The organism is Muriicola jejuensis (assembly GCF_010671595.1).
GTDB classification, from domain to species: domain Bacteria; phylum Bacteroidota; class Bacteroidia; order Flavobacteriales; family Flavobacteriaceae; genus Muriicola; species Muriicola jejuensis.
Genome location: NZ_JAABOP010000004.1, coordinates 59,609 through 80,866, shown reverse-complemented (window position 1 = coordinate 80,866; position 21,258 = coordinate 59,609). Strand labels below are relative to the sequence as shown.

Sequence of the window (21,258 nt, the reverse complement as noted above, 5' to 3'; positions counted from 1 at the left end):
TTTTAATTATATTAATAACTATTTATTAAACGTTTCATTTAATAATTCCTGTAGCTCCTTCCAGGACTCTTTATCGGCCTTTTCCTGGTAGGCCAGGGGGAGATTAAACTTTTGTCCAAGAGAATCAGCATCTTTGCTGGTAAAGGCGTGCTGAGCACCCTCGTATGCAATATACTCATATTCAGCCCCGGATTCATCCATGGCCCTTTTAAATGCCTCTACGGATTCCTCGGAAACAAAGGGATCTGCTGCTCCGTTGCACACCAAAATTCTGGCTTTGATGTTCTCATTGGGCATAATGGGCAATTGCACTCCACTGTGAAAGGCAGCGACCGCATCCAGGTCTTCCCCTGCGTTGGCCATGGTCAGAACCACACTTCCTCCAAAACAATAGCCGATGGCTGCGATCCGGGTGGAATCAACCGTCTGCTGGGATTTGAGAAGTTTCAAGGCAGCGTGAAACCGCGCTTTAGCCTCATCGATATTTCTCATCACCATCCCTGAAAATTTACCAGCATCATCCGGATGTTTCGCCTGCTTTCCATCCCCGTACATATCCACTGCAAGGGCCGTGTAGCCCAACTCAGCGAGCATCCTCGCTCTTTCCCTCGTGTAATCATTATGGCCCCACCACTCGTGCACCACCAGAATCCCGGGCCGCTTTCCTTCAAACGCCTTATCATAGGCGAGATATCCCTTCATCGTGGTAGAATCCGTGGAATAGGTCACCTCCTCGCCTACCTGTGTAGATTCAGCCGGGCCAGCCTCTTCGTTGGCCTGTTTTTTATCTGTTTTACAGGCAACCATGAATACGGTTAAGAGAACAATGGTCAAAAAAGAAATCTTTTTCATAAACTCAATTTTTAAAGGTTGTGTTACGCGCATACTAAAATACGAAGAAGGGGATTAATCCTGGGTGCTGGCCTCTGCAGTTTTTTTCTTATAATCGAGATACCCTTCTTTCCCTGGAGTATAAAAAGTGTCCTGGTCCCAATCCGTGAGAGGCACATCCTGTTCAAAACGCTCCACCAGATCCGGATTGGAGATATAAGGCTTCCCGAATGCCACAAGGTCTGCAAGGCCTTCTTCAAGTATGGCATTTCCGGATGCGCGATCAAAACCGTTATTGATCATCAGCACGCCTTTGTAAAGAGGACGATAGTGCTTAGCGATTTCCGGCTCGGCATGTGGAATATCGGATACGTCCGTAAAAGGCTCGGAGAGATGCAGATAAGCCAGGTTGTACTCATTGAGTTTATCAACGATGTAATCGAAGGTAGGAATGGTTTCCTCATCGAGAGTCATGCCAAAAGAACCGTGGAGGGATGGGTTGAGCCTGATACCGATCCTGTTCTCCGGGATCTCTTTTTTTACGGCATCCAGGACATCGAAAAGAAAGCGTGCCCGTTTCTCTCTGGTTCCCCCATAGGCATCTGTCCTGCGGTTACTTGTCCTGTTGAAGAACTGATGGAAGAGGTAACCATTGGAGGCGTGGATCTCTACCCCGTCAAAGCCGGCTTCAACCGCATTTTTCGCTGCCAATCGAAAATCGGCTATCGTTTGCTGGATCTCCTCCAAGGACATCTCCTTGGGAGTTACGGTTTCCTTAAAGCCCTCAGGAGTATAGGATTTCTCATGGGGATTGATGGCCGACGGTGCCAGGGGATGCTCTCCATTGTGGAAATCCGGATGCGACATCCTGCCCACATGCCATAGTTGTACAAAAATACGTCCTCCGGCCTCGTGCACTTTTTTTGTGACTTCCTTCCAGCCTTCCACCTGGACCCGGGAATGAATACCGGGAGTATTGATATAGCCCACTGCCCTTTCAGAAACCTGGGAGCCTTCGGTGATGATCAGACCCGCAGAAGCTCTCTGGGCGTAATACCGGCCCTGAAGATCCGCTGTGGCCTTATTCTCATCATTGGCTGCCCTGCTGCGCGTCATCGGAGCCATGACGACCCTGTTCGGCAATGAAATTGGACCCATTTGAAGTGGTTGAAGTAAGTGCTGTCTTTTTTCCATATTGTTTTAGCTATGTTTTTAGTGATTTCTTAAAAAGAAAAGAAAATTTGTGAATAAAGGGTCATGAAACTTCTACTTTAGTTTATGTTTAACTTTTAGGAAATATATTTAAACAAATACTAGGAACTCTGCGTTCTTCTTATCCCTATCTTCACTGCTAACTTAAAAACTATTGCGATGAAAGTATTACATGTATTATTACTAACGGGCCTGATGCTCGCATCCTGCGGGCAATCCAACAAGGAAAAAGAAAGTGCGGAAGAAGCCGTTGAAACGGAAATGTCTGAAGCCTATGGCTCTCAGGAGGAGGAAGTGGCCCTAGAAACCATTGTAGGGGTGGCCAGTGGAAATGAGAGTTTCAGCACCCTGGTTGTCGCAGTGCAGGCAGCGGATCTGGTCGGAACCCTTAGCAGTGAAGGGCCTTTTACCGTTTTTGCCCCGACCAATGAGAGTTTTGCAAAACTTCCCGAAGGTACGGTTGAAAGCCTGCTTCAATCTGAGAATAAGTCGGCTCTGATCAACTTGCTCACCTACCACGTGGTAGCCGGTAAATTTCCGGCATCCGCTGTCATAGAGGCTATTAATAGTAATGGCGGATCCTTTGTTGTAGAAACTGTGCAGGGAGACAAGATCACCCTGTCCCTGGAGGGAGAAAGCGTAAAACTCGTTGATGCCAAAGGAAATGCAAGTCTGGTCATTATGGCTGATGTGCCTGCGTCCAATGGGGTCATTCACGCAATCGACGCTGTAATTATGCCGGCTGGATAAGAGTTACTGACTCATTGTATGGAAAACCGCCTCATAGGCGGTTTTTTATTTTACGGAACTCAGTTGTCTAATTATGGCCTGGGCGGCCTTTTCCCCACTGAGGAGGGCAGCATTGGATGAGCCGTACAACAGGTAGTCACCGGCGAGGAAGATCGTATTCCCAATCTTACCCATATCTTCATCCCAGGAAGCTTTTAAGGAATTGATGCGTGGAAGGGCCTTATTAATCCGGTACTTCTTTAGGAACCGGGGGTTCTCAACACGGCAAACCGCCTTCAGCTCTTCTTTTATTTTTTCTATCAAGACACCCTCCTCGAGGTCGTGATCCCTGACCACAGTGACGGAAAGCAATTCTTTTTTCCCCCTGCTAGTAGTCGATATACTCGTAGGATAAAACAGGTTGTTGATCAGGGACCCTTCCTTTGCGACCAAGCCAATTAGCGGCTTGGGAATGCTCCTCTTTTCCGTTTCAAAATACAGGGTGTCGCATCCATGCCAGCGCACAGGGACCTGCCTAGCACTGGGGATCAGACTTTGATCATCCGTAGCGATCAGCACCAGATCTGTCACAATTTCCTTTCCGTCCTTTAATGTGATCTTTCCTTCCTCTATTTTCTTTACAGGGGTATTGTAGTGAATCACCGTTTTTTGAAGCTTTTGCAATAACTGTTCGGGCAGAGCCGACATCCCGCCCTTTGGGATCACAGCATTCCCCTGGCCGAACATTTTGAAAACGAAGCAGAACATCCTGCTAGAGGTAGAGAGGTCGGGCTCCAGAAAAATGCCAGAGAAAAAGGGTTTAAAAAAATTACGCAGGAGTTTTTGGGAAAACCCTCTTTTATTCAGGAAATCAAGGGTGGACATTTCCGGTAATTCAAAGATCGCCTCAATGCTCGTCGATTGCAGTTCCCTGTGCAGCTTCCACATCAGGTACATATCGCGCAGGCTTGCAATGCCCGACTCCACGGTGGGAAGCAGGAAAGGAAAATACCGGCTTGGATCCCCAAGAGTATACTCCCTGCCCTCACTGTATATGATTGCTCCCGGCAAAAGCCTTTGCAAATCCAAAGTGCTGTAATCAAAATATTCCTTCGCCTTCGGATAGGCGTCCAGCATCACCTGGAATCCGTGGTCTAGCTGATAGCCCTCCACCAGGTCTGTTTTCACCCTTCCTCCTACCTCCGAGGTCGCCTCATAGATTACCGGGCTGAAGCCTGCTTTTTCGAGGTTTATTGCAGCAGCGAGACCGCTGAGTCCGGCCCCTACAATAGAGATCTTCGCATTGTTTTTTAACATGTTCCAAAAATAGGAAATTCCAGACTCCTGTCACTTATGTAATGTCATACGCTTCGCCCAGGCATCGTTCAGAAAAGGGTATCTTTAACCTTCTGTTTCAATCTTTTTACCAAAATAAATGAAACTCCTCGATCTACTCAGCTTCTTTCTGGTCTTCTCTTTCCTGTTTTTCGGGATGAGTTGCCTGTTTGCTCCCAGGATGAAGCGGGAATTCGAGCGCTACGGCCTGCAAGATCAGAGACGCCTAACCGGAGTGCTACAATTGGCCGGAAGTGCCGGGCTTCTCGCAGGGTTGATGTACAGCCCACTTCTTGCCTTGTTCGCCTTGGCGGGGCTGACACTCCTGATGCTTCTCGGGGTGGGTGTCCGCCTGAAAATAAGTGACCCCTGGCCAGCTCTTTTGCCGGCACTGTTCTATGCCACAGCCTGTGCCTACCTTTTCTTCAGTCTCCTGGAAGAGACGCAGGCAGGCGGAGCCTAACCGTAGAAAATAATGATGATGCACATGGCCAGAAATAATGAGGCCGGAAAAGATTTGATAATGGGATCGTTAATCTTAAAATGCATGGAGACTGAGCCTGCCAGAAGAAGGGCGAGTCCGGAAGCTGCCGCTAACTTCAGGTCGGGGTACCAGATCGCGGTGATCAACATAATTGCCAGGACGACTTTAAGGGTGCCCACTACGTAGCAAAACCAGGCCGGAAGACCGTACGCTTTGAATTCCTCCAGAATGGTCTTTGCGTCACCACCCCTCCAGCGTGTTGGTTTGTTGTATTGGATCAACCAAACATTTAAAATGCTCAGCCCTACTATGCCCTGGAGCACCTTGATAATAATTTCCATAGCTTATATGATTTCCAGGTAAGTTAGCAAAAATCGGCGTATCCGCTGAATCCGGTTGCTATTTAATGATTATCGCCCGGAAAGGATTGCCTGAAAAATTTCGAAAGAAAGTTATTCCCGTTGGCAGAAAAGATACGCTGAACGATTTCATCAGCTTCGATCTTGTTTTCGGGAACCTTCAATTTGGCATCCTTCATGTAATTAAATGCATGCCTCTCGAGAAAATCAGACAGGAAGGGCAGTTCTTCAGCCGTCCAGAATCCATTCAGTGAATCTATGATGCCGTCAAAATCAGAGCCTATCGCCATGCAATCCCAGGCGAAGAGCCCTTCGGCATCCAGGACGGTCAGGATGTGCCTGACCTGATTCCAGAGCAATTCGGAGCGGTAGTGCATGATCTTGTGGCGGAGGATTGATTTCTTGGTAGCCTTCAGGGTATCCTTGCTGGCGATCCGCCTTTCGTCTAGCTGAAGACCGATCAGGCCACCGGATTTTACGAGACGGATGAGTTCCTCGTCATAAAAGTTAATGGAGACCTGGTTTAGGGGGGTAGCAGAGGCCGGATGAGCCATTACCGGATCCGAATGGGATCTCAGGCCGTTACAAGCACCGTGACTGATAATGATCGGGATGTTCTGCTCCTTCCAGGGTGACTTCTCCAGAAATTGGTAATACTCCTGCCTTGCCCTGGCACTCATATGCTTGATATCCGGAATGATTCGTTTCCCTCCGGAGGAATCCAGCATGCGTTCCAGGACCTTCCATCCTAAAGCGGTAAATCCTGTCTCGAGACCTTCTTTCTGATCGGTAAATTTTGTGATCACTCCAGAGAGGCTGGGAGCATGTCCACAGAGGTGATTCCAGAAATGATGGGCCACCGTAACAAAAAAAGGCGGATACTCCCAGGATCTGATTTGATCCAGGTTTTGCAAGACCTCCGCTTCCCCAGGCTCCTTGTTGAGTCCGGTGTTGAGAACATGAAGACCCTCTATGCTGATGATAACCGCAATGGTTCTTATGCGGGAAGAATCCTCTTCCCTGCGGATCTCCAGGATCTCATCCCAGTTGCGTACGAGTTTGTAGCGCACCCGGTTTCCGCTAATCCTGAACTCCTTCCCATCCAGCTGCCTGTAATATTCGTACTGAAGCAGTAGATCCGGAAAATATTCCTGAAACGCCTGAATATGATCCACGCGTTTTGCCCCAATTCCCAGGGCAAAATTGGATGCCAGGTCCAGTATGACCTCGTTCTTCAGTCGGTTGCGCACGAACCATTTTTCCAATGGATAGAGAGAAACGCATACTACCTCCACACCCCCAAGGGTAAGGGCTGTAAAATTAGACTGGGAAAATTTGGTCAGGCCACTGAGATAATTCAGTGCCTTATCGAACAAGGAAGGCGGATCGTAATGCCAGATACTCCTTTTGCGCCTGCGATCCCCACTGTTTTGTCCAACGGGTTTTGTATTGAAACTCTTTCCAAAGGGTTTCAAAGAAGGATGACAGTGAAAATCTATGTAGCCATTGGAATTCACCATGCTATCTGCGTTCAAAAGCCGGTCAGCCTGATTCTATGTGGTCAGGCGCCTCCTTATTTATCGTAGGACCCTACCAGGTTTTCCTGAATGTGGTTTGGCACGGCCTTAAAGGATGAAAATACAGCTCTGAAGGTGGCCTTTCCCTGTGTCAGGGACCTCAAATCGGTGGAATACCTGTAGAGTTCTGCTTCGGGTACGGCGCATTTCAGGATCTGGAAATGATCGATACTGTCAATGCCCTGAATGATGGATCGCCTAGATTGCAGGTCGGTCATCACACTGCCCACGGTTTCTTCCGGCACCCTGACGGTAACTTCCTGCACAGGTTCCAGCAGTTTGGGATTCGCATTCATAAAGGCTTCCTTAAAAGCATGCGCCCCGGCAATCTTAAAGGCGATATCGTTGGAATCTACAGGGTGCATCTTACCATCGTATACCATTACACGGACATCCCTGATAAAGGAGCCTGTCAAAGGTCCTGATTCCATTACTTCCAGGATCCCCTTCCTGATGGAGGGCAGGAAGCGGGTATCGATGACCCCTCCTACGATACAGTTGTAGAAGACGAGCTTACCACCCCAGGGGAGGTCTATTTCCTCCTTGCCTCTGATATTGAATCCAACCGGTTCAGGCATGCCTTCACTCCAGGGCTCTATTTTGAGGTGTACCTCCGCAAATTGTCCCGCCCCTCCGGATTGCTTTTTGTGCCTGTAGCTGGATGATGACGACCGTTGGATGGTCTCCCGGTAAGCGATCTTCGGCGCCTCAAATTCTGCTTCGATGCCATAGTGATTCTTCAGGCTCCAGTCGATCGTCGCCAGGTGAAGTTCCCCCTGACATCCCAGGATCATCTGCCTTAATTCGGAGGAATATTCTACCACGGCGGTGGGATCCTGACTGTGGATTTTCTTGAGCGCTTCGCTCAGTTTTTCCTCTTCCTGTTTTTTACTCGCGGATACGGCCCGACGGGTGCGAGGTTCCGGGTAGTCTATGGGTTTGATGGTCACGGGCGAATCACCATCATAGAGGGTGTCATTGGTTTCCGTATACTTTAATTTCAGACTGGCCCCGATATCGCCAACGGTAAGTTTATTTACGGGCTCCCTGTTCTTCCCGTCCATTATAAAGAGCTGGTTCAGCACTTCGGTTTCGCCTGTACGGGAATTGACCAGTTTGTCATTGATCTTCACTTCCCCGGATTTCACCTTGAAGAAAGTAATCTGTCCCAGGCTGGGCTGAAAAACGGTCTTAAATACGAAAAGGGCGGTAGGCGCCTCTTTTTTCCTTTCAATCGTCTTGCCTTCCACGGATTGTTCCTGCTTCAGGTCTGCCGCGGCCGGAGCCACATTGTCGATGAACCCCATGAGTCGGCCACTACCCATATCATTCAGGGCCGAAACACAGAATACAGGAAACAATTCATGGTTCAGCATTCCCGCTTTGATCCCCATCCTCATTTCATCTTCATTGAGGGTTCCTTTGTCGAAGAAAAGTTCCATGAGTGCCTCATCATTCTCCGCTGCTTTTTCCACGAGTTCATTGTGCAGCCTATTGGCGCGTTCTTGCTGATCCTCTGGGATCGGCAATTTTTCGGGTTTACCGCCCTCCGGGCCGAACTTATAGCACTTCATTTTCAATACATCGATGATGCATTGGGCCCCATCGATCTTCATCGGGTACTGTACCAGCACTGCGTTGTTCCCCACCAGGTTCTTAATACTTTTGAAACTGTGGTCGAAATTCGCATTTAAATGGTCGATCTGGTTCACAACGAAGACCGTTGGTTTTTGATAGCGGTCTATGTAATCCCAGATGATCTCAGTACCGATCTCCACCCCGTTCTGGGCGTTAATCACGGTAAGAATGGTGTCGGCTACGCGAATGGATGAAATGATCTCCCCTACGAAATCGTCCAGGCCGGGGGTATCGATGATATTGATCTTGTAATTCCGCCATTCGGTATGCAATGGGGTGGCGAATACAGAGGTCCCTCTTTCGTGTTCCACGTCGTGGTAATCCGAGACCGTGTTCTTGTTCTCTACGGAACCCCTTCTGTTGATCAGTCCTGCCTCAAAGAGCATAGTTTCAGACAAGGTGGTCTTCCCACTCTGGTGGGCTCCCACAAAAACGACATTTTTGATGTGCTTATCGTCGAATATTTTCATAGTGCTGAGTATTTAGGTCGTAATTAAAATCGATTTTCAAAGGCTGTCCATAGAACATAGGAATGTGTCCTGAAGACGGCCGGACAGGAAGCCGAAAGTCTGCAGAACACAACTCTAGCTCCCATGAAAAAATACACCTTGTAATTTACTATTTTTTCCGTTTAAAAACTACAAATAATAGCCCATATTACCGGGTAATAATAGTTTCAAACCCAGAAAAAGGAATAGAGTGATGCAGGGATCCGCAAGGGGTAAGAGCCTCCCCTAGTTCCTCACGAAAGGAACAAAACGGACCTCCATCAAAGACCTAGTCTTGATGCGGCCTTTGCTCTTGGTCAGACGGATGAGTTGCCTCACCCCTCTATGAGGGCCTAAAGGGATTATCATAATACCGTCCTCCGCCAGTTGTTCGACCAATACAGGAGGGATGCTTTCCGCACCGGCCGTCACAATAATGGCGTCGAAAGGGGCTTTCTCCTTCCATCCGAAATACCCGTCCCCTATCCGGACCTGTACATTCTCCAGGTTCAGTTCCCTTAAGATCCTGGAGGCTTTGTTAGCCAGTGATGGGACGATCTCTACAGTAAAGACAGTGTCCGCGATATGGGCAAGTACCGCAGCCTGATACCCGGAACCCGTGCCTATCTCCAGTACCCTGTCTGTGGGTTTTAGCCTTAGCGCCTGTGTCATAAAAGCTACCATATAGGGCTGGGAAATGGTCTGTCCCTCCCCTATGGGTAAAGGCCTGTCCTCATAGGCAAAAGGTCTTTGCGAAAGAGGAACAAAGACTTCCCTGGGAATCACAGACATGGCTTCGAGCGTGGCTTTGTTTGTGATATCACGTCCCCTAAGCTGTTCATTGACCATGCGCTGTCTCATCTCCATCGCACTTGGTTGTCCGATTAAAGAATGGGTTCCTAAAAGGATTAACAGGAGTATCAGGCTGTTTTTTAAGGAGGATGACATGCTTTTTGTTTTTACAAGGACCTGCATTCCTCTGTTCCCAGGTCTGATTTATAAGCTTACTTCCTTATCATAGGAAGCCTGATCTGGGATGGATATTGGTCCGAATGGTGAATGGTGTTGGTTGCGATAACCCCCTCTTTCTCATCGAAATTGTTCCCCCCTGTATTGAGGTTTCTGGCAAAACGGGGGAAATTACTGCTGGAAACCTCTATGCGGATTCGGTGTCCTTTTTCGAAAAAATTACTGGTAGCCAAAGGAGTGAGATCCACCCGGTACACCTTGCCCTTTTCCATGAACACCTCCTTATCATAGCCTTCCCTGTACCTCACCCGCTGAATGGTCTCGTCCAGGTTATACGCCCTTCCATCCGGATATACATCGATCAGCTTCAGAGTGAGGTCCGTATCCTTCACATCGCTGGAGAGATAGAGGGTCGACTCAATAAATCCGGTGATTTCCACCCCTTCCTTCAATACATCCGATGTGTATACCAGGATGTCGTTCCTCGTTTCCATTACCTGCTGGTCATAGGCCCCTCCCTTAACGGCATTTCCGGTACAACACACATTGCCCCCATAAGATGGAACGGGGTTCATGGGGTCGTACACAAAGGTGTCCGGTTTTTGGCCTTTAGAGGGTTTTTTTGTGCTGAGGCTGCCATCCCCGTAAAGGCTGTTGGCACTTCCCCCACTGTGGAGGTAATAGGTCTGCATCCGGGCCTCTGCCGGAGGCCAGGTATCCGAGGCATTCCATCGGTTGCTGCCCATGGTATAGTATTGCACCCGGGGCATCTGCTCCTTAAAATCATTGTTTTCACCCTTCAACCAAAGATCGAACCAGGCATAGATCTGCTCGTCATAATTAAGTCTTGCATCGCCTACGGAACGTTCTCCTACAATCGTATTCTCAGTGGCGCGGGTATAGGCGCAATGCAGTGTAGGGGCGATGACCAGGTACTGGTTATCCCTTGTTTCAGGATCTTTTGCATTATTTCGAACGTGATTGTACAGAGCCAGGTTAGGGCTAATAGATACATCGTACCAGCTGGCAAACCAGAAGGCGGGGATATCGATTTCCATGTCGTCATGGTAAAGACCCCCTTCAAACCAGGCCGGGTCATTGGGTTTTCGCCTGACCATCTTTTCGAAGATTTCTTTTTTCCCCGGGATGTTTTTAATGAAATCCTGAATAGGCAAATGCTTCAGGGCCTCTGCCATATCTACAGGCGGATTTTCCGGGGCGAGGTCATAAAACCTGGAGATCCTGATCAGGTCTTCCTGTGTGGCACCCGGAGGGATCCGGGGCTTGAATATATCGTGTTCCACTCCGTACAGCCAGGCAAAAAAGAGCATTTGCTCTGCTCCACCCCTGTACCAGTTTCCCTGTTCATAGTATTCGCCCACACGACCTACTCCAGCTCCGAAAGCCTGGGGAACCATCGTCCCAAGGGCAGGATGGTCCAGGGCCGCGACCGCCATTTGCCATTCCGCTGTGGAAGAACAACCCAGCAGGCCGATTTTCCCGTTAGACCAGGACTGTTGACTCATCCATGAAAATGCGTCATACCCATCGGTTAGAGGAACACCCAGGATGTCCCACTCCCCTTCCGAATAATACCTGCCGCGTTCATTCTGAACCACATAAGCATACCCTCTTTCAACAGCTTCAAGGGCTCGTTCAGCCGTTCTGGTCCGTTGCTCCCCATCGCCCCAGGAGTTAAAATTATAAGGAGTCCTCGAGAATATAATGGGAACTTTCCTGTCTCCCTTAGGCCTGTATATATCGGTGGCCAGCCTGATACCGTCTCTCATGGGCATCATGACCTTCTGTTCCACAACGGCCACCTCTTCCAGCCTGTCAAAGACCGAATCCTGAGAATGTAACCCTGTCTGGGTGAGAAACAAGAATAGGAATAGTACGCTCAGTTTTTTCATTGTTAAATCGAATTAAGTTCTCCTTAAATTTAGATAAAATATTCTGCAGGCCTCCTATGAGCTAAACAAATCGCTTATTTTTCAGAAATAACAAAGCCTCCCATATGAGGAGGCTTTGCAATTATGGTTTTTCCTTTCATTTTCTATTCCATTTGCCTGAGAAGATCCTCGGCAGAATCTGTAAGGCTCTTGTAGCACCCGTATCCCCACCGGGCAAAGAAGAAGAGGAAAACCGACATAACAGGTACATAGAGGAACCAGGCTGTACTTTCCTGAAAAAGATCTTTTCCGCTGCTGATCTTACTGGCAACAGGCAACATGGTCAGCATGAGGACCACACTGAGGTAGATGCCGAGCCTCTGCAGGAAAAGCAGTTGGTTTTTAGCCTTCACATAACCCACGATCGTTTCTGAAACAGCCTTGTCTGAGATTTGGATCGTTTGAACACGATACAGGGAACGGAGTGTGAGAACGGGAAGCACAAAGAGGATGAGAATGGTTAGTACTCCGCAAAGTTGTAGATACCAGGTATCCAATTCAGAAAATTGGGTCATGATGAAAACGCCGGCCAGAATACAAATAATGCCACCGATGGTCTCAAACACCGAGACCCTTTGAAATTTGTTCGAATATTTTTGTTGTGTCATTTCCATGATCAATGTTTTAGTGAGTTTCTTTTGATTTTCGAGTTCACGGTCCATCTCAGACCAAAGTGATTCCAAGTCTTTGATTTCCATAATGATTATTGATTAGTCATCTTTGATTTCAGTTTTTCCTTTATACGCGAGATCCTGGTCCCGACATTGGTTGCTGAAAGGCCTGTTATCTCTGCTATTTCCTCGTATTTTTTTCCTTCCAGCAACAAAAGGATGATCCCTTTCTCCAAAATATTCAGGTTTTGTATCTCACTGTGAAGGAGTTTTACACGCTCTTCCAGGATTTCCGAAGAATGATCTGCGACCAGCTGTGGCAGGACTTCCAGACCTACTTCCCTCCCTCTCCTCTTTCGCTTATTCAGTTGGCCGATGGCCGTATTCAGTGCGATGCGATACATCCAGGTGCTGATCTTTGCCTCAGCCCGAAATGATTCGAAGGACTTCCACAACTGGAATACGATCTCCTGGTACAGATCATTGCGATCCTGTTTCTGTTCCGTATACAGGGCCGCTACTTTATAGATCAACCCCTGGTTCTCTTTGATTATTCGTACGAATTCTTCCTGTTCGGGCATGCCTTGCTGCAGCTGTTTGGGGGATTAGTATCTCAATCACGTAAAAGATCACATTTTGTCGTGATTTTTTTTGAAAGAAGGTTCCCTCCGCCTGGCTGATGGAGGTTCGCCTTGTGCACTCCGCCCATCCCTGGTGAAGATCCTCAGTATGACGGGAAAAGGGAAGAATCTATGGAAGGGATAAGTTTGATCGCGTTCTTGTAGTACACCTTATTGAGGACCTCGTCTGGCAGGTCGAGACCGTACATGGCCCAGAAGGCATGGTATTTCTTGTAATAGGGGAAATATTCGTCATCACTTTCAAGGACGCGGAAATAGGTGGGGAACTCCTCCGGCTGCCAGCTGTCCTTCCCGAAGAGGATCCTGTCCTGATACTTCGTGAAAAAAGCCCTTGCGTTCCTGGGCTGCCTTCCCAATTCGGCTATGATCGCTCCAATGCCCACGTACATGTTTGGGATCTCCTCGAGCAATTGGGCCAATTTACCGAGGTTGTTGGCATACCATCCCATATGCGCATTGATGAAAAGGGTATTGGGATGTTTCCGGAACATGTTGTGTTGTTCCTGTATGATCTGTTCCCAGGGGGCAGGGTCTGTATCGCTCCGCTTGCGGTTCGGTCTTGTTTTTAATTCCAGCCAGCGCTCGTTCTTTTCATCCATCGGGTCCCAGAACGACCTGGGGTCTGCGGAATGGATCAGGACGGGGATCTTCAGTTCCCCGCATTTTTCCCAAATGGGATCCAGCCTGGGGTCGTCCACAGGGATGCGATTTCCGGACACATCCCGGTTGCGCAACCCCAGGCTCTTGTATATCTTGAGGCCCCGAGCTCCGTTCTTCACATCCTCTTCCAATTGCCTGGTCGCATTTTCAGCCCAGCCGGGATTCCCAACCCCATCAAAATCAACGTTGGCGAATACCACGAACCGATTGGGATAATGGGTGTTTATGTTCTCGATCATCATTTTCAGGTTTTCCCCTGACCCCCCGCTGAGGTTCACCATAACGGCCATGTTCATTCGGTCCATGGGCTCCACCAGTTCTGAAAGGTCCTGCCCCGCCATCCTGAACTGATGGCTGTGTATATCGACAAATGGGAATCTGGCCCTTGGTACCTCCTCCCCGGGTACTACCAGGGTGGAAGTCGGATTGTATTCTTCAAAACCCATTTCCGGGGTTTGCTGGGCTGTGGCCGTTGCCAGGAGGCAAAAACTCAATAGGGTAAGGTTGTTCTTCATGAATCGGGTTTTTGATGGGTCTTTGTTAAAGATAAATAGTCCTGGGGAGTATCCAAATCGGCCACCTTATCGACGGCTGGAATTCCCAAAGCCTCCTCAGCATGGGCGGCGATCAGTTTTCCTCCACCATGGTCTCCCGTCAGCCGGGCCAGATCCGGAAAAAATCGACGTGGAAAAACCGCGGGAACTCCGAGTTTCCCCACGTATTCTGTACAGACGATCCGCTTTTCCTCTTTTTTGAAAAGGGCCATAAGGTTTTCGAGATGTTCCTTTCCGATCAGCGGCTGGTCTGCCAGCATGATGAGGACGGCATCCGGAACAGGATGCAGGGAGCTTACATGGGATATGCCCCTTCTGATGGTGGCACCGATGCCTTCTGCCCATTCTTCATTAATAATCACCTCGAATCCATCGATCTCCAGGGATTCGCAAATGGTGTCGGCCCCGGCGCCCAGGACCACGAAGACCTGGTCCGATTGACAGGATATGGCAGTCTCAATAGCGTGACCTAACAGGGTAGAATTTCCCCAGGGCAGAAGCTGTTTGGGTCGACCCATTCGCCTGGAAGCACCCGCAGCCAGCAGGAGGATGGTAATCTTCATGAGGAGGTTGTGTGTATGGATCCTTGTTTATCCTTCAATTTCTGGGGAGTCCGGCCCCTGTGCACCAGGAGGATCTCACTCAGGATGGAAACGGCGATCTCCTGAGGGGTCACAGCGCCTATATCTATCCCGGCCGGGCCGTGGAGGCTTTCCAGAAAATCGAGTTCTACCTCCGGTGCCTGCTCGAGGAGGTCGTTGAGCAATTCTTCCCGTCTTTTGTAAGGTCCTAATACCCCTGTGTAGAATTGTGTTCCTTTGTACAGCCTCAATAAAAATTGCAGGTCCTTGGAATAACTGTGATTCATCAGCACCACCGCTGTTTGAGTATCAACAGCACTTATCGGGAATTCTTCCGGTATAACAGGCAGGAATTCTTCGGCTCCGGGAAAGTGGTCCTTTCCCTTCTCTTCCATGGGATTGACGACCACTGCGACTTCCATACCCATCTGTGAGGCCAGGTGGCACAGGATGACTGCGTCGTGTTCTGAACCAATAATATGAAGTCTAATAGAGGGCGGCAGTGTCTGGGTAAAACTCAGAAGAGCCGCATCCGGCGAACGATCCTGGAAAAAACAATAGGTCTTCCCACCGAGTTCCAAAATGCTACCGAAACCTATTTCTTCCTGTTCTGCCCTTTTAAAATAGGACGTGATTTTAAAACTGTCCCGCCGGGTGAGATTCTCTCTGAAGGCGGTGATCAGGTCTGGACCGGGTGAAAAAGGTTCTATCAGGATATACAACACCCCTTCGCAGCCCAAACGGTATCTTCCATCATAGATCATCACCCGTGGGATTCCGGAACTAAATACACTTTCTGACTGCCTGAGGATCTCTTTTTCCACACATCCTCCGCTTACGGCTCCCTCCATTCTCCCGTTTTCGTGGATCAGCATCCTGACGCCGGGTTTCCGATATGAAGAGCCATCCAGCGCCACCACCGTAGCCATGACCGTTTTTAGGCCGGCTTTTGAAGCGACCTCAAAGCTCCTGATGATATTTTTCAGTTCATGGGTCATCTCTTGTGATTTTTAACAGGTATGAAAGGAACGATCTCCCCCTTTTTATAAGACGCCTTTCGGGGATCCAATTGCACGAATCCTTCGATCTCTGAGAGGTGAGCCAGATCGCCCGACCCGCTGCTATTCAGTATTTCTCCGAGGAGTATCCCCTCTTCGATCATGAGGTTAGCACCTATAAAAATAGTCAGGTCCGACGGATTCTCTATTTTTTTCCGCAATTGCACGAACATGGGTTCGTAACCGAGCCCCAGGTTCTTAAAGTACCACGGTATAAAATACAGATAAAAATTGAGGAAGGTGGAGACCGGATTGCCCGGAAATGAAAAGACCAGGGTCGCTCGATTTCGGTTTTTCCCGAACCAGAAGGGTTTGCCAGGCCTTTGGGCAACCCTGTGGAATATCTTTTCCACCCCCAATTCCTCCAGTACCTGGGGGAGATAATCGAATTTGCCCTTGGATACACCACCGCTGAGGATAAGCACGTCCATCTCATCGATCAGATAGGCCAGTTTCTGCCTCATCAGGTCCAGATCGTCATCGAGGTGCAGGTGCAAAGGCTTGATGCCTTCCTCCTGTAAAGCGCCGTACAGGCTGTATGTATTAGACCTTCTGATCTGGTGCAACAAGGGCGTTTGATCTATTTCCACAAGTTCATTCCCCGTGGAGATCAATGCGATCCTCGGAGTTTTGTGCACATGTACACGGTTCTTGCCAACAGTGGCCAGAACACCCATCTCTGCGGCCAGGACCCTGATGTTTTTTGGGAGTATTCGTTCCCCTTTGCGATGATCACTGCCCCTAAGGTGTATGTTTTGACCCTGTTCCGGGATCTTTTTCAGGGTGGCGATGTCCCCATCAACCTCCAGGTGTTCGTACATGACCACGGTGTCTGTTTCATAGGGAACCACAGCACCGGTCATGATCTCAATACATCCTTCCGGTTCCTCCAGCGGTATGACCGGCTTACCTGCCGGAAGAACCCCTGTGATTTCAAAGGATAATCTACCGTTTTCTATAGCCTCATAGGCCAGGGCGATCCCGTCTTTGGTGGCCCGGTTAAATGGAGGGAAATCCCGGTCGGCATGAATCTCTTCGGCCAGTACGCGATTGTAAGCCTCTGTAAGAGGGACGACCTCCGTACCGAACTCTAGATGCTGCTCCAAGACCAGCGAAAGGGCTTCTTTATATGTGATCATGACCTGCTAGGAAGATTCGAATCAAAATATAGCCAAAGTACGGGAAACCTCCCAGGGCTTTGCAAACTTTAAATATTATACGGACCCGGCCTCGCCAAATATGCCGAAATGCTTTTGCCAGGCCTCCATGCCTCCTTCCACGGAGTAAACCCGTAGATTTCCCCTGGCATCCAGGAGATTCCTGGCTGCGGTTAAACTCCTGGAACCGGATCGGCAGATACAATACACGGTCTTTTGAAGGGGTAATTTCTCGCCGTACTTCTCCAGATCCTCTAGTGGGATATGTGTGGCCTCTTCCAAACCATCTTCCCGGTACTCTTCGGCCGTGCGGACATCCAGCAGCATTATTCCCTCCGGGTTCTCAGTGAGTTCCTTTTTCAGTCTTTCCACTCCCACGGTGGGAACACGGGCGCAATCCGGAGTTTCGTAGATTGACTCCAGAGCCTTACGGGTTTTGTTGGCAGGAATGGCAGGAAATGTAATTTGGCGCAGGCTCTGATCAATCCCATGGTAGATCAATAGCTTGCCTTTTAGAATTCCAGGCATTTCAGTCAGGACCTTGACGACCTCCATGGCCTGCAATGATCCTATAATCCCGGGGATCACACCCAGTACCCCATTTGCATTACAGTCCTTAATGCTTCCCGGTTCCGGGGGTGTTGGGAACAGGCATCGGTAGGTAGGGCCATCCTGATAGTTAAATACGCTAACCTGCCCTTCGAAACCATGGATAGCGCCTGAAACAAAGGGTATACCGAGGATCACACAGGCATCATTGATCAGGTATCTGGTGGCAAAATTATCGGAGGCATCCACCACAAGGTCATAGTCCGATACGATCTCAAGGGCGTTGGAAGGAGTCAGAAAAGTATCATGGCCATGGAACAGAATTTCGGAATTCATCTCCCTGAGTTTTTTGAGCACCACCTCAATTTTGGGTTTTGCCACGTCCTTTTCCCCATAAAGTACCTGTCGCTGCAGGTTGGAAAGCTCCACCACATCCTGTTCCACTACACCCAATACCCCTACACCCATTGCGCTGAGATACTGCAGGACAGGAATACCTAGTCCCCCAGCCCCTATGACCAGTACACGGGCTTTTTGCAGCATTTCCTGCCTTTCAGGGCCGAAATCTTTCAGAGAAGTCTGTCTTATGTATCGGTTTTGCTTCATTTTGAATCCAGAGACTCTTTGATCCGGATATAATCCTCCTGGGAATTTGCGTTGGAGAGGGCAGCATCATCTTCCGGAAAGACAAGCGATGTATCAGAACTGAGTAAAAACTTGCGCGGGCAGCTGGAAGTTGCCTTTTTCAAGTATCCCGGGACCTTGCGAAGTGCTCCCGGTTCCCATATGGCCGCAAGGGGTTCCGGAAGGCCGGTAGCCCTGGTCGCCAGGGCCGTGGCATCTCTTTCAGGATGCCTTGAAATGCACAGTTTCTCAAGGGTCTCCAGGTCGATCAGCGGCAGGTCGCAGGCCAGAACCAACCAGGCTGCATCCGGAAACGCGTGATGAGCACTGAGAATTCCGTTGAAAGGACCCGGGTATTCATCCCTGTCCAGGATCACTTCCACACCGGGGGCAAGATCTTCCTGTTGATCCTTTCTCAAACTGAGGAAGGTACGGTCACAAACGCTTTGAGCCAGATCGAATAAAATTTCCCATTGAGACCTTCCGTGATAAGAGATCAAAGCTTTATCCCGACCCATGCGGCTGCTTTTGCCACCCGCGAGGATCAACCCGTACAGGACGGGAGGCTTGTGATCTTTATTATGGCTTTTTTCCAACATTCGATCGCATTCACATATTATCCCCCAATGGAGGTCATTGAGTTCTCGAAGACTCCCTTGTGTTCTTCCTGGGCCTCGAAGCCCGTCTTCGCACGCTTGCCGATGACTTCAACAATGGATTTCTTTAACCCGGAAACCGGATCATTACCCCTGAGAATCTCCCTTACATTCATTTTAGGCTTGCCGTACAGACAGGTGATCACATCCCCTGTCGCCGTGATCCTCAGTCGATTGCAACTTCCGCAAAAGGTCCTGCTAAAAGATGGGATGATACCGAAGGATCCTGCATGCCCAGGGATCTTATAATTAAGAGAGGTAGAGGTCTCGGGCGATTCTAATGGCTCGTAATCCGGATAGAAAGTACCTATATATTTGAGGATCTCCCTGTAATTCCATTTGATGGTCTGAAAATTCCGGCTTCCCCCGTTAAATGGCATTTCTTCCAAAAAACGAACCGATACGGGGTATTCTTCCTGTAATTTTAAGATTGGGATGATGTCCTGTTCGTTCTGGTTTTCCAGTACGATGAAATTGATCCTCAGGTTAAACCCTTTGTCAATAAGGGTCATCAGGTTGCCATAGACGACATCGAACTGGTCTCGTCTGGTAATCTTCTCAAAAGTCTCCTTTCTGATCGCGTCCAAACTGAGATTTATATTGGTGATGCCCATGCTCTTTAATTCCTCGATATAAGGGCCGATCAGTGTGGCATTCGTGGTCATGGACAGTTCCCTGATATCGGTCAGGGAGGACAGGTAGCGAAGCAAAACCATCAGGTCTTTACGCACAAAGGGTTCTCCCCCTGTGAGTCTGATCTTGTCTATCCCCAGATCCACCAGGGTGCCAGCAAGCAATTTGAGTTCCTCCATACTGAGGAGATTGTCTTTTTTGGCAAAATGGATCCCTTCGGCCGGCATGCAGTAATGGCACCTGAGGTTGCAACGGTCCGTTACGGCCAGGCGCAGGTAATTAATTTTTCTTCCGTGATTGTCGATCAGCATACTGATGTATTCGTTTTAACCTCCGCTTACAGGGGGGATCAGGGCGATTTCGTCTTCTTGTCCGATCCCGGTTTCCCCCGTGGCATATTCATTATTCACCGCTATAGCCATAGAGGAAAGGCTTTTCAATTCCGGGTATTCCCCGATTATGAATTCCCTCAGGTCCTTTACATTTCGCAAGGCAGAAGCTGTTTTTTCGGACAATTCCAATTCGGCTTTTCCTGTGATGTCCCGGGTTATGCCAAATAGCAGAATCTTCATATTTGAACTTTCAATTTATAGACCTGTTTTCAAAAGTCTCTATAATCAACAAGGTATCAAAAATTATATTTTTCGTCACATCCTTTAACAATTACTTCTGTAAATATAGTGTCTGTATGCTCGTTCAGATCGTAATACGTATACCTCCAAAAAAAAGTATGCCCGCGTATATACTTAAAATTGTGAAGTCGCGTTTTGAGGGTGAACCTAAATGTATGAAAATGAAAACCCGCTTACATATCTTCGTTTTTTCCCTGGTAACTTCCTTGTTTCTCTCCTGCGGCAATGCAGATGATGACGTGAATTTTGACCTAAATCCCGATGGGGACCTCGGTATAGGCAAGCCGGTGGATGACTGCCTTAATCTGGGTGAGAATGATCTCGTCCTGTCGATTCAGGACAAGTTTACTACCCTTCCCGGAAAGGTTTCGATCTTCTTTCGAGTATCCGATGCTCAGGGGAATCCAGTCTCGGGGCTTACGGCGAACCAGTTCACCATTTACGAACAGGGGCGCAATGACGAGTGTTTTAACACCATCTCCACTTCGGAATCCTTTGCCCGCATCTCCCCCAACTCCCAGATATTCAGCAATAACACCTTGCTGGTGCTCGATCTCAGTAATAGTGTGCTAAGCAGTAGTCTCACCGAATTGAAATCAGCATCCCTGAGTTTTATCAACAATGTAATGCCCACAACCACCCAGGAAAGTTTCAAAATGGCGATCTACTGGTTCGACGGGGAGGACAAGTTGCACTTACTGCAACCCCTGACAGCTGTCAAGGACGAACTGACCCTGGCTGTGGAAGGGATCACACAGGACATAAGCAATGACCCGTCTACCGACCTGTACGGGGCCGTGATCAAATCGACCAATATTGCGGAAGACCTGCTCGACGATGCACGGGCCAATGCCACCATAAGCGCAGCCTCTATTGTGATCTTCACCGATGGTACGGACCAGGCCTCCCGCTATTCAGAGAGAGATGCCCTTCAAAAAGTTCAGAATGCGGATCTCAATATCTCCTTTTTTACGATCGGGTTAGGAGCCGAGATCGATGCAGAGGTCCTCGGGGAGATCGGTCGTACTTTCAGCGTTTTTGCCGGCAACAAAGAGCAACTGGAAGCTACGTTCAACGATATCTCTTTCAGGGTTTCGGAGCGGGCCAATAGCTATTATCTTTTCGAATACTGTACCCCGAAACGGGACGGTAGTGGCGTAAACAACCTCGCTATCCAGGTTACAGACGGTTCGAGACAGGGGTCTGTACAGACAGAATTCAATGCTACCGGTTTTACCGGCGGATGCCAGTAAAATAAGGCATTTTTGCGAATTTTAAGGAGGTCCGTAAGGTCCTCCTTTTTTTATGGGCATGGTCCAAAGTAGGGT

Annotated in this window: 21 protein-coding genes; 3 read left to right on the top strand and 18 right to left on the bottom strand. The window is 48.8% G+C overall.

The window, feature by feature from the left end:
- Positions 1-18: 18 nt before the first annotated feature.
- Both GWK09_RS12255 and GWK09_RS12250 read right to left on the bottom strand, forming a co-directional pair.
- Positions 19-852 (bottom strand): dienelactone hydrolase family protein, encoded by an 834-nt coding sequence (locus GWK09_RS12255; RefSeq protein ID WP_163693752.1) that lies wholly within the window; start codon positions 850-852, stop codon positions 19-21.
- Positions 853-906: 54 nt separating this feature from the next.
- Positions 907-2,025, bottom strand: a complete 1,119-nt coding sequence (locus tag GWK09_RS12250; RefSeq protein ID WP_163693751.1) for an alkene reductase — start codon at positions 2,023-2,025, stop codon at positions 907-909.
- Between the two features lie 177 nt (positions 2,026-2,202).
- On the opposite strand from GWK09_RS12250, the gene GWK09_RS12245 reads away from it, so the two are divergent.
- A complete protein-coding gene (locus GWK09_RS12245; RefSeq protein ID WP_163693750.1) occupies positions 2,203-2,793 on the top strand; it encodes a fasciclin domain-containing protein in 591 nt (196 codons plus the stop codon).
- Positions 2,794-2,838: 45 nt separating this feature from the next.
- Here GWK09_RS12245 and GWK09_RS12240 read toward each other — a convergent pair whose 3' ends face one another.
- Positions 2,839-4,089 carry an NAD(P)/FAD-dependent oxidoreductase gene (locus GWK09_RS12240; protein WP_163693749.1) on the bottom strand — a complete coding sequence of 417 codons (1,251 nt, stop codon included), beginning with the start codon at positions 4,087-4,089 and terminating at the stop codon, positions 2,839-2,841.
- Positions 4,090-4,207: 118 nt separating this feature from the next.
- Between GWK09_RS12240 and GWK09_RS12235 the strand changes: the two genes are divergently transcribed.
- A complete protein-coding gene (locus tag GWK09_RS12235) occupies positions 4,208-4,570 on the top strand; it encodes a DoxX family protein (RefSeq protein ID WP_163693748.1) in 363 nt (120 codons plus the stop codon).
- Here GWK09_RS12235 and GWK09_RS12230 read toward each other — a convergent pair.
- The 15 genes from GWK09_RS12230 to GWK09_RS12160 all read right to left on the bottom strand — a co-directional run bounded on the left by GWK09_RS12230 (position 4,567) and on the right by GWK09_RS12160 (position 19,870).
- Positions 4,567-4,932 carry a DoxX family protein gene (locus tag GWK09_RS12230; protein WP_163693747.1) on the bottom strand — a complete coding sequence of 122 codons (366 nt, stop codon included), beginning with the start codon at positions 4,930-4,932 and terminating at the stop codon, positions 4,567-4,569. The two genes, GWK09_RS12235 and GWK09_RS12230, sit on opposite strands and share 4 nt — an antisense overlap.
- Positions 4,933-4,994: 62 nt before the next feature.
- The gene (locus tag GWK09_RS12225; RefSeq protein WP_163693746.1) at positions 4,995-6,470 is read right to left on the bottom strand and encodes a membrane dipeptidase; all 1,476 of its coding nucleotides are present in this window, start codon (positions 6,468-6,470) and stop codon (positions 4,995-4,997) included.
- Positions 6,471-6,523: 53 nt separating this feature from the next.
- Complete coding sequence (locus tag GWK09_RS12220; RefSeq protein WP_163693745.1) at positions 6,524-8,635, bottom strand: elongation factor G; 2,112 nt, start codon at positions 8,633-8,635, stop codon at positions 6,524-6,526.
- A 264-nt stretch (positions 8,636-8,899) separates the two neighbouring features.
- Positions 8,900-9,514 carry a protein-L-isoaspartate(D-aspartate) O-methyltransferase gene (locus GWK09_RS12215; protein WP_239530927.1) on the bottom strand — a complete coding sequence of 205 codons (615 nt, stop codon included), beginning with the start codon at positions 9,512-9,514 and terminating at the stop codon, positions 8,900-8,902.
- 143 nt (positions 9,515-9,657) lie between these two features.
- Complete coding sequence (locus GWK09_RS12210; protein WP_163693743.1) at positions 9,658-11,535, bottom strand: CocE/NonD family hydrolase; 1,878 nt, start codon at positions 11,533-11,535, stop codon at positions 9,658-9,660.
- Between the two features lie 143 nt (positions 11,536-11,678).
- Positions 11,679-12,272 carry a hypothetical protein gene (locus GWK09_RS12205; protein ID WP_163693742.1) on the bottom strand — a complete coding sequence of 198 codons (594 nt, stop codon included), beginning with the start codon at positions 12,270-12,272 and terminating at the stop codon, positions 11,679-11,681.
- Positions 12,273-12,277: 5 nt separating this feature from the next.
- A complete protein-coding gene (locus tag GWK09_RS12200) occupies positions 12,278-12,766 on the bottom strand; it encodes an RNA polymerase sigma factor (RefSeq protein ID WP_163693741.1) in 489 nt (162 codons plus the stop codon).
- Positions 12,767-12,909: 143 nt separating this feature from the next.
- On the bottom strand, positions 12,910-14,001 hold the full coding sequence (locus tag GWK09_RS12195) for an amidohydrolase family protein (RefSeq protein WP_163693740.1): 1,092 nt from the start codon (positions 13,999-14,001) through the stop codon (positions 12,910-12,912).
- A complete protein-coding gene (locus tag GWK09_RS12190; protein WP_163693739.1) occupies positions 13,998-14,603 on the bottom strand; it encodes a nucleotidyltransferase family protein in 606 nt (201 codons plus the stop codon). Before GWK09_RS12190 ends, GWK09_RS12195 begins: the two co-directional genes overlap by 4 nt.
- On the bottom strand, positions 14,600-15,619 hold the full coding sequence (locus GWK09_RS12185) for an XdhC family protein (RefSeq protein WP_163693738.1): 1,020 nt from the start codon (positions 15,617-15,619) through the stop codon (positions 14,600-14,602). The genes GWK09_RS12190 and GWK09_RS12185 overlap by 4 nt, the downstream gene beginning before the upstream one ends.
- Entirely contained in the window at positions 15,616-16,818 is a 1,203-nt protein-coding gene (locus GWK09_RS12180) for a molybdopterin molybdotransferase MoeA (RefSeq protein WP_163693737.1), read from the bottom strand. Before GWK09_RS12180 ends, GWK09_RS12185 begins: the two co-directional genes overlap by 4 nt.
- Positions 16,819-16,893: 75 nt before the next feature.
- Positions 16,894-17,991, bottom strand: coding sequence for a HesA/MoeB/ThiF family protein (locus GWK09_RS12175; protein ID WP_163693736.1), 1,098 nt, complete (start codon positions 17,989-17,991; stop codon positions 16,894-16,896).
- Positions 17,988-18,608, bottom strand: a complete 621-nt coding sequence (mobA, locus tag GWK09_RS12170; protein WP_163693735.1) for a molybdenum cofactor guanylyltransferase — start codon at positions 18,606-18,608, stop codon at positions 17,988-17,990. Before mobA ends, GWK09_RS12175 begins: the two co-directional genes overlap by 4 nt.
- A gap of 17 nt (positions 18,609-18,625) precedes the next feature.
- The gene (gene moaA, locus GWK09_RS12165) at positions 18,626-19,609 is read right to left on the bottom strand and encodes a GTP 3',8-cyclase MoaA (RefSeq protein ID WP_163693734.1); all 984 of its coding nucleotides are present in this window, start codon (positions 19,607-19,609) and stop codon (positions 18,626-18,628) included.
- 15 nt (positions 19,610-19,624) lie between these two features.
- On the bottom strand, positions 19,625-19,870 hold the full coding sequence (locus GWK09_RS12160) for a MoaD/ThiS family protein (protein WP_163693733.1): 246 nt from the start codon (positions 19,868-19,870) through the stop codon (positions 19,625-19,627).
- Between the two features lie 215 nt (positions 19,871-20,085).
- Here GWK09_RS12160 and GWK09_RS12155 point away from each other — a divergent pair, with 215 nt between their 5' ends.
- Positions 20,086-21,183, top strand: a complete 1,098-nt coding sequence (locus tag GWK09_RS12155; protein ID WP_163693732.1) for a vWA domain-containing protein — start codon at positions 20,086-20,088, stop codon at positions 21,181-21,183.
- The last annotated feature ends 75 nt before the right edge of the window (positions 21,184-21,258 follow it).

Bases quoted from the DNA above. Each gene is read 5' to 3' on its own strand.
- GWK09_RS12255 (WP_163693752.1), bottom strand. From the start codon at position 852: ATGAAAAAGATTTCTTTTTTGACCATTGTTCTCTTAACCGTATTCATG.
- GWK09_RS12250 (WP_163693751.1), bottom strand. From the start codon at position 2,025: ATGGAAAAAAGACAGCACTTACTTCAACCACTTCAAATGGGTCCAATT.
- GWK09_RS12245 (WP_163693750.1), top strand. From the start codon at position 2,203: ATGAAAGTATTACATGTATTATTACTAACGGGCCTGATGCTCGCATCC.
- GWK09_RS12240 (WP_163693749.1), bottom strand. From the start codon at position 4,089: ATGTTAAAAAACAATGCGAAGATCTCTATTGTAGGGGCCGGACTCAGC.
- GWK09_RS12235 (WP_163693748.1), top strand. From the start codon at position 4,208: ATGAAACTCCTCGATCTACTCAGCTTCTTTCTGGTCTTCTCTTTCCTG.
- GWK09_RS12230 (WP_163693747.1), bottom strand. From the start codon at position 4,932: ATGGAAATTATTATCAAGGTGCTCCAGGGCATAGTAGGGCTGAGCATT.
- GWK09_RS12225 (WP_163693746.1), bottom strand. From the start codon at position 6,470: ATGGTGAATTCCAATGGCTACATAGATTTTCACTGTCATCCTTCTTTG.
- GWK09_RS12220 (WP_163693745.1), bottom strand. From the start codon at position 8,635: ATGAAAATATTCGACGATAAGCACATCAAAAATGTCGTTTTTGTGGGA.
- GWK09_RS12215 (WP_239530927.1), bottom strand. From the start codon at position 9,514: ATGAGACAGCGCATGGTCAATGAACAGCTTAGGGGACGTGATATCACA.
- GWK09_RS12210 (WP_163693743.1), bottom strand. From the start codon at position 11,535: ATGAAAAAACTGAGCGTACTATTCCTATTCTTGTTTCTCACCCAGACA.
- GWK09_RS12205 (WP_163693742.1), bottom strand. From the start codon at position 12,272: ATGGAAATCAAAGACTTGGAATCACTTTGGTCTGAGATGGACCGTGAA.
- GWK09_RS12200 (WP_163693741.1), bottom strand. From the start codon at position 12,766: ATGCCCGAACAGGAAGAATTCGTACGAATAATCAAAGAGAACCAGGGG.
- GWK09_RS12195 (WP_163693740.1), bottom strand. From the start codon at position 14,001: ATGAAGAACAACCTTACCCTATTGAGTTTTTGCCTCCTGGCAACGGCC.
- GWK09_RS12190 (WP_163693739.1), bottom strand. From the start codon at position 14,603: ATGAAGATTACCATCCTCCTGCTGGCTGCGGGTGCTTCCAGGCGAATG.
- GWK09_RS12185 (WP_163693738.1), bottom strand. From the start codon at position 15,619: ATGACCCATGAACTGAAAAATATCATCAGGAGCTTTGAGGTCGCTTCA.
- GWK09_RS12180 (WP_163693737.1), bottom strand. From the start codon at position 16,818: ATGATCACATATAAAGAAGCCCTTTCGCTGGTCTTGGAGCAGCATCTA.
- GWK09_RS12175 (WP_163693736.1), bottom strand. From the start codon at position 17,991: ATGAAGCAAAACCGATACATAAGACAGACTTCTCTGAAAGATTTCGGC.
- mobA (WP_163693735.1), bottom strand. From the start codon at position 18,608: ATGTTGGAAAAAAGCCATAATAAAGATCACAAGCCTCCCGTCCTGTAC.
- moaA (WP_163693734.1), bottom strand. From the start codon at position 19,609: ATGCTGATCGACAATCACGGAAGAAAAATTAATTACCTGCGCCTGGCC.
- GWK09_RS12160 (WP_163693733.1), bottom strand. From the start codon at position 19,870: ATGAAGATTCTGCTATTTGGCATAACCCGGGACATCACAGGAAAAGCC.
- GWK09_RS12155 (WP_163693732.1), top strand. From the start codon at position 20,086: ATGAAAATGAAAACCCGCTTACATATCTTCGTTTTTTCCCTGGTAACT.